Consider the following 6,176-nt stretch of genomic DNA (forward strand, 5'->3'; position numbering starts at 1 on the left):
CATTCATATTCAGTTGGATCCTTTTCATACGACTATTTTATCAAATGGGACATTTTCACGTTCGATTTACTAAATGAAAGTTATATAATGAAGTTAGCCACCCAGCCCTCCTAAAAATTAGATGGTTCAACTAGCTGAAAGTGTAGACATAAGAAAACACCTCTGTGTTATACTTGTTGTTCAACCACAAACACAAGAAAGGCACAGAGATGCGATATTTTAAAAGAGTTGGATTTCTCCAACTCTTCTCTTTTTAATACACGTTATTTTGATTTGACTGGCTTGTCTTGAGCTGTCTTCAAGGCTGTGGCAATCGTATCTGCATACAATTTTGCTCCTGCTTCAATAGTGCTAGTGTCACTTCCGAAATGGACTTGGTCTGTTCCTGCCCAAATTTCTGGATGCTCTTTCGCAACTTGATTCCAATCTGCTATCGTGATGTAAGGTGTCTTCTCTGCCAATTCTCTCATGTAGGCAGCAGCCTTCTCAACGATGGCATAGGTCTCTTTTGTCTTATCTCCCTCATAAGGAGTCACCAAAACCATATGGTGGCCCTTAGGAAGATTTTTCACGATACTGTCCCAGTCTTCCTTGTAATTTTCAGGATTATTTACCCCAGTCGCAATGACCACCATCTTAGGTAAAAATTTATTTTGGCTATTGTTTATCATGATTTCATTGGCAGTCTTGGTTGTTCTGCTGACCTGCGCGTTAATTTGTGCTCCAGGAAGAGCTGTCTGCAGGGCTGTATTTGCCCTTAAAGCCACCGAGTCACCAATTAACATAGTGCCATCAGCAATTCCTAAACTATCAGCTTCTGCTCGTTCTGCTATCACTTTTGTTTGGGCAATAGTACTAGCAGCTTGCTTCAAGCCATTGACAGTTAAGTCTGTCTCAAACGCTCCCACTTGTGGTGCCAACAAAGTCACTAAGAAGACAATGAAGGCCAAGATTCCCGTACTTGTTGCAAGAATTGTGTGAATATAAGGCAGGGGACGAAGAGTTTGTAAAATAGGTGTGTTCTTGCCTGCAATCCAAGGTTCCAATACATAAAATGAAAGACTGGCAAATCCATAAGAAAAAATCAAAGTTAATAACACAGCAAGAAGATTTGAGGTCAACTGTGAGAAAATGATGTAGAAAGGCCAATGGAAGAGATAAACTGCATAGCTAGTATCCGCTAAAAAGCTAATCATCTTTGTCTCTTGTATATGATGTGTCTTTTCATGTAAGACACGCGCCGCCAGAATCATAGCAAGAGCTGCAAGGCTAGCAAGTAAGAAGCCCATAAGATAGGCAAAAAGATAGGTAAATTTGACAAAGAAGGTCAAAATGAGTAAGAAGCCAAAACCTCCTCCAAAAACCAAAAGGGTCTTGCGTAAATCCCAGATTTTATCCAACTGCTTGACGAGGGAAGTCGTCTGACGAACGCCTACAATCGTTGCTAGGATACTTCCCAAAAAGAATGGATAGACATGAGTTAAACTGGAGAAGTAAACAGAGGAATAAGAGGTCACTAGAAAACTACCAATAAACATGGAGAAGAAGCTAATCAAGAAGGCAGCAGCTGATAAGAGAAAAACCATTCCCCTCAACTGACCATTTGATTTGGACTGTTTGGATAAGAACCAAACTGCCAATCCCCAAAGAATATAGTAGTGAACCTCAACGGCCAAGCTCCAATTATGAACAAACAAATGAGGAATGAACTGAGATTCATAACTCCCACCTGTTAGCAGTTCATAGAAGTTAGTCATAAAGCCTAAAACACCCGCAATCTGACCCCCAATTCCAGCCACATAATCTTGGCGAACTAGAAAGGTAAAGGGCATGGTTACCAAGACCATCAAAATCACAGGTGGCACAATCCGATAAAAGCGTCTCCTAAAAAATCCAATCAAGTCAATCTCATGATTTTTAGAAAACTCTTCGATGAGTAGAGCCGTAATCAGGAAACCTGAAAATGTGAAAAAGACATCTACCCCGAAAAATCCTCCAGGAAAGATGGTCTGAAAGAAATGATACAAGAGTACCAGTAGTAAACCTGTAATCCTAATCAAGGAAAACCATTTAATGCGCATACGAGTTTATTCTCCCTTTCATTATACACTTTATTCTATCAAAAAAAGAAGAAAAATCCTAAGAGAAAACTTAGGATTTTTAGCTTATATCTATTCCGTTTTAGAAATTGCGTCCTGACTTATTATAGCCATATTTTTCCACAAAATACTCACGGAATTCCAAGAGATTGTCATCCATGATGGCTTGTCGCACTTGCTTCATCAGGTTAAGCAAGAAGTAAAGATTATGGTAGCTAGTTAAGCGGATACCGAAGGTTTCATCAGCTTTGAGTAGGTGACGAAGGTAGGCGCGTGTGTAGTTCTTACATGTGTAGCAATCACACTCAGGATCCAGTGGCGTAAAGTCCTCAGCAAACTGGGCATTTTTGACAACCAAACGTCCCTGACTGGTCATACAAGTCCCGTTACGAGCGATACGAGTCGGCAAGACACAGTCAAACATATCCACCCCACGAATGACCCCATCAATCAAGCTATCTGGCGCTCCGACACCCATCAAATAGCGAGGTTTATTTTCAGGCAGCAGTTGAGTTGTAAAGTCCAAGACTGCATTCATCTCTTCGTGGGTTTCTCCCACCGCCAAACCACCGATAGAGTAACCTGGAAAGTCCATGCTGACAAGGTCATGAGCTGATTGGCGACGCAAGTCTTCAAATCCTGCCCCCTGCACAATCCCAAACAAACCTTGGTCATGTGGACGACGGTGAGCCTTCAAACCACGCTCAGCCCAACGACTGGTACGCTCGATTGATTTCTTAACGTAGTCGTATGGTTGATAAAACTGAGGACATTCGTCAAAGGACATCATGATGTCTGAGCCCAGATTATTCTGAATAGAGATAGCTTTTTCTGGTGATAGGAACATCTTAGAACCATTGAGATGGTTTTTAAAGGTTACCCCTTCTTCTGTGATATTACGGCTATCTGCTAAGGAATAAACCTGAAAACCACCACTATCCGTCAAGATTGGCTGGTCCCAGTTCATGAACTTGTGGAGACCGCCTGCGCGTGCAATGAGTTCATCTCCAGGACGTAGCCAGAGATGATAGGTGTTTGACAGGATAATTCCCGAACCCATCTCCTTCAATTCTTCAGGCGACTGAGTTTTGACAGTGGCTTGTGTCCCAACTGGCATAAACATAGGTGTTGGGAAAGTACCGTGGGGAGTGATGATTTCTCCCAGACGAGCTCCCGTGTGTTTTTCTTTCTTAATCAAACGATATTTGATTGGTGAATCTGACATTTTTTACCTCCGAAGCTGGGAAAGACAGTCCCAGTTCATACTTTGTGCCCAAGGGCATACTGTATGATTTTATCAAAAAAAGTAGGAACTGTCACGAACTATGGTATAATAAGAGAATGAACTATCCAAAAATTGATTTAAAAACAATTCGTCAGGAGTCAAAACATTTTCAGGCTGACACCCCCCGTCTCTTTCTCCTCTATATCCTTCCCAGTATGCTGGTCATCTTATCTGGTTTTCTTAATCCCTTATCTCGGATCCACGTGACTGTTTTAGAACAGCCATTTTTCAGCATACTTGGTCAAATACTTCAAGCCTACCTCTTTCCTCTACTAGTCTCCTTTATCGGGACTATTCTTTTGACCAGTTCCGTCTATGCAACACTGACACTCATGAAAGATTCTAAAACGGAGCCATCTGTAAAAAACAGCCTAGCTCTCTTTGATGAGGAGCGCTTTTCTCAAACCTTTTTGACCCTACTTCTCAAACGTTTCTATCTCTTTTTATGGAGTATCCCTAATTTACTTGGGATTTACTTCCTCTTTTATAGTAGCTTTTTAGCCAAAAAATTCGTCACCCTACATCCTGAGTTTCCAAATCTAGATCTCTCATCAGTTGAAACCGAGCGTTTCCTCATGGTCTTTGGACTCTACTTTCTTGCAAGTCTCATCTTGATCATTGTAGGAAATATCCTCTATATTCCACAGTATTATGCCTATTCACAGGTGGAATTTCTTCTCTGTTATAGTCTAGACTTAGGGCAGGCCTCACCAAGACGAATCCTAAAAACTAGCCGTTCCTTTATGAAGGGCTACAAGTTCCAGCACTTTGTCCTAGATTTACAGCTTCTTCCTTGGTACTTCCTCAATTGGATTACCTTTGGCATTGCTAGTTTTTTACTCCTACCTTATATCCAATGTACTAAAATCAGCTTTTATAGAGCAGTACTTAGAGCAGCACTTAGTAAAAAATACCAACTAAACTACCCCTGGTAGGGCTAGTTTTTCACTCCTACCCTACATTCAAATTAATTAATAAAATGATTTTTTACCGAGCAGTATTGGCTCGAAAACGTCCAAAAGCTTGAAGGTTTTCCCTCAAGCTTTTTTCTATCAATGAGTTTCTCCGCCTACCAACTTGAGATCCTGATCTCCATGTTCGATAATGGCGCCGATTGCCGCTTCTATCCCTCGCCTAATATCCACTAAACTCATAGCTGGAGTAGTGGGTCGATTCACCACCTGTTCCATCATATAAGGAATATGCATAAAACCTGCCTTGACATGGGGAAATTTCTTTTCTACCAAATAGAGGACTTGATACATCAAATGATTGCAGACAAAAGTCCCTGCCGTATTGGAAACAGAGGCCGGCAAACCTTCTTTTTTTATGGCTTGAACCATCGCTTTAATCGGCAGACTGCTAAAGTAGGCCGAAGCACCATCTGGACGAATAGGAAGGTCAATCGGTTGATTACCCTCATTATCAGGAATCCGTGCATCGTCTTGGTTAATGGCCACTCGTTCAGGCGTCAAGCTAGTTCTTCCACCTGCTTGGCCGATACAAAGGACAAAGTCAGGTTGATAATGGTTCATCTCTTCTTCCAATACATGGGCCGATTTGTGAAAGACTGTCGGCACTTCTAGCCAACGGACCTCAGCACCATGGATTTCAGCTGGTAAACCTTTAATGGCCTCCAAAGCTGGATTGACCTTTTCCCCTCCAAAGGGCTCAAAACCTGTCACTAATACTTTCATTTCTAACTCCTCAAAACTAATTCAATGAGACTTTTTTCTTAAAAACAAGTATAACATATTTCCCTTATTCTGGAGTTGAAAAGAACTAGTGTGGCTAGGATTGGTCTCTGATACTCAATGAAAATCAAAGAGCAAACTAGGAAGCTGGCCACAGGCTGTACTTGAGTACGGCAAGGCGACGCTGACATGGTTTGAAGAGATTTTCGAAGAGTATGAACTTATTTAAAGAGTAAAATACTAATCAAGGCCAAAATAGCTGGTCCACCTTGCTTCAAAATAATTTTCTTATCTGCTGTGAGAGAGCCATAAGCCGCAGCACCTATCACAAACAGGACAAAAATAGTCACAATTTCTAAATTCTGTGAGAAATAAATCCCATACAAGAGAAAGATACCTAGCAAAGCGTTATAAATCCCTTGATTTTAAACAATGAACTTACTGACGGACGAGCCAGTTCTTCCTTTTCCATGTTAAAGACACGACTAGTCGCATCTGATTGCGTTGCAATACTTTCCAAATAAAAAATGTAAAAATGCTCCAAAGCAACGATTGTTGCTAAAATGATTGTAATAATTGACATCTATTTCTCCTTAAATTTCTATATTCTCAATACCCAAAACCAATTTATTTAATAAACAGCTGAGTTCTATTCTCTCAGACTCTGTTAAGATACTTTCCATCGCTTCCTTAACCTTGATATGATTCAGAGGGGGATTCTCCACTAACTGCTCCTTGGCATACTTCGTAGCCTCTACCAACACTTCTCGCTGATTTTCAGGATTGCGATGACGCTCCACTAAACCTTCCTTTTCCAAAATCTTAAAATGTCGTGTCAAAGCAGCCTGATCAATCTTCAAACGCTCCTGAACTCCCATTTGATTACAGGGAGAATTCTCCAGCAAAAACAGTAAAATCTGATACCGTGTCAAACTAATCCCAAGCCTTTTTTCAAACAATTGCGTACTCGCTTGCTCAGACAAGCGGAGTTGATAAAGTAAATCTTGAATCTCTATCATTTCTTCCTCTTTTTATTGATTTATCAATAGTTGATTAATCAAGTATAATATAATACTGGACTAAAATCAAAAAACATCT

At 40.7% G+C, this 6,176-nt stretch carries 5 protein-coding genes and 1 pseudogene; 1 reads left to right on the forward strand and 5 read right to left on the reverse strand.

Features of this window, described 5'->3' with window-relative positions:
• Window positions 1-263: 263 nt before the first annotated feature.
• Window positions 264-2,081: an acyltransferase family protein gene (locus tag HT678_RS09115; protein WP_001220862.1), complete on the reverse strand. Its 1,818-nt coding sequence runs from the start codon at window positions 2,079-2,081 to the stop codon at window positions 264-266.
• Window positions 2,082-2,181: 100 nt separating this feature from the next.
• Window positions 2,182-3,324, reverse strand: a complete 1,143-nt coding sequence (tgt, locus tag HT678_RS09120) for a tRNA guanosine(34) transglycosylase Tgt (protein WP_001285237.1) — start codon at window positions 3,322-3,324, stop codon at window positions 2,182-2,184.
• 116 nt (window positions 3,325-3,440) lie between these two features.
• Here tgt and HT678_RS09125 point away from each other — a divergent pair, with 116 nt between their 5' ends.
• Window positions 3,441-4,319, forward strand: coding sequence for a DUF975 family protein (locus tag HT678_RS09125; RefSeq protein WP_050262230.1), 879 nt, complete (start codon window positions 3,441-3,443; stop codon window positions 4,317-4,319).
• Between the two features lie 117 nt (window positions 4,320-4,436).
• On the opposite strand, the gene pcp is transcribed toward HT678_RS09125, so the two are convergent.
• The 3 genes and pseudogenes from pcp to HT678_RS09140 form a co-directional block, all read right to left on the reverse strand.
• Window positions 4,437-5,081 (reverse strand): pyroglutamyl-peptidase I, encoded by a 645-nt coding sequence (gene pcp, locus HT678_RS09130; protein WP_119943559.1) that lies wholly within the window; start codon window positions 5,079-5,081, stop codon window positions 4,437-4,439.
• Window positions 5,082-5,299: 218 nt separating this feature from the next.
• Window positions 5,300-5,661: pseudogene (locus tag HT678_RS09135) on the reverse strand (DUF1304 domain-containing protein).
• 10 nt (window positions 5,662-5,671) lie between these two features.
• The gene (locus tag HT678_RS09140) at window positions 5,672-6,097 is read right to left on the reverse strand and encodes a MarR family winged helix-turn-helix transcriptional regulator (protein WP_171039163.1); all 426 of its coding nucleotides are present in this window, start codon (window positions 6,095-6,097) and stop codon (window positions 5,672-5,674) included.
• Window positions 6,098-6,176 lie beyond the last annotated feature (79 nt).

It is taken from the genome of Streptococcus sp. 3167 (assembly GCF_013277175.1).
In the GTDB taxonomy this organism is placed as follows: domain Bacteria; phylum Bacillota; class Bacilli; order Lactobacillales; family Streptococcaceae; genus Streptococcus; species Streptococcus pseudopneumoniae.

Excerpts from the sequence above, each read along its gene's own strand:
- HT678_RS09115 (WP_001220862.1), bottom strand. The coding sequence starts at position 2,081 with ATGCGCATTAAATGGTTTTCCTTGATTAGGATTACAGGTTTACTACTG.
- tgt (WP_001285237.1), bottom strand. The coding sequence starts at position 3,324 with ATGTCAGATTCACCAATCAAATATCGTTTGATTAAGAAAGAAAAACAC.
- HT678_RS09125 (WP_050262230.1), top strand. The coding sequence starts at position 3,441 with ATGAACTATCCAAAAATTGATTTAAAAACAATTCGTCAGGAGTCAAAA.
- pcp (WP_119943559.1), bottom strand. The coding sequence starts at position 5,081 with ATGAAAGTATTAGTGACAGGTTTTGAGCCCTTTGGAGGGGAAAAGGTC.
- HT678_RS09140 (WP_171039163.1), bottom strand. The coding sequence starts at position 6,097 with ATGATAGAGATTCAAGATTTACTTTATCAACTCCGCTTGTCTGAGCAA.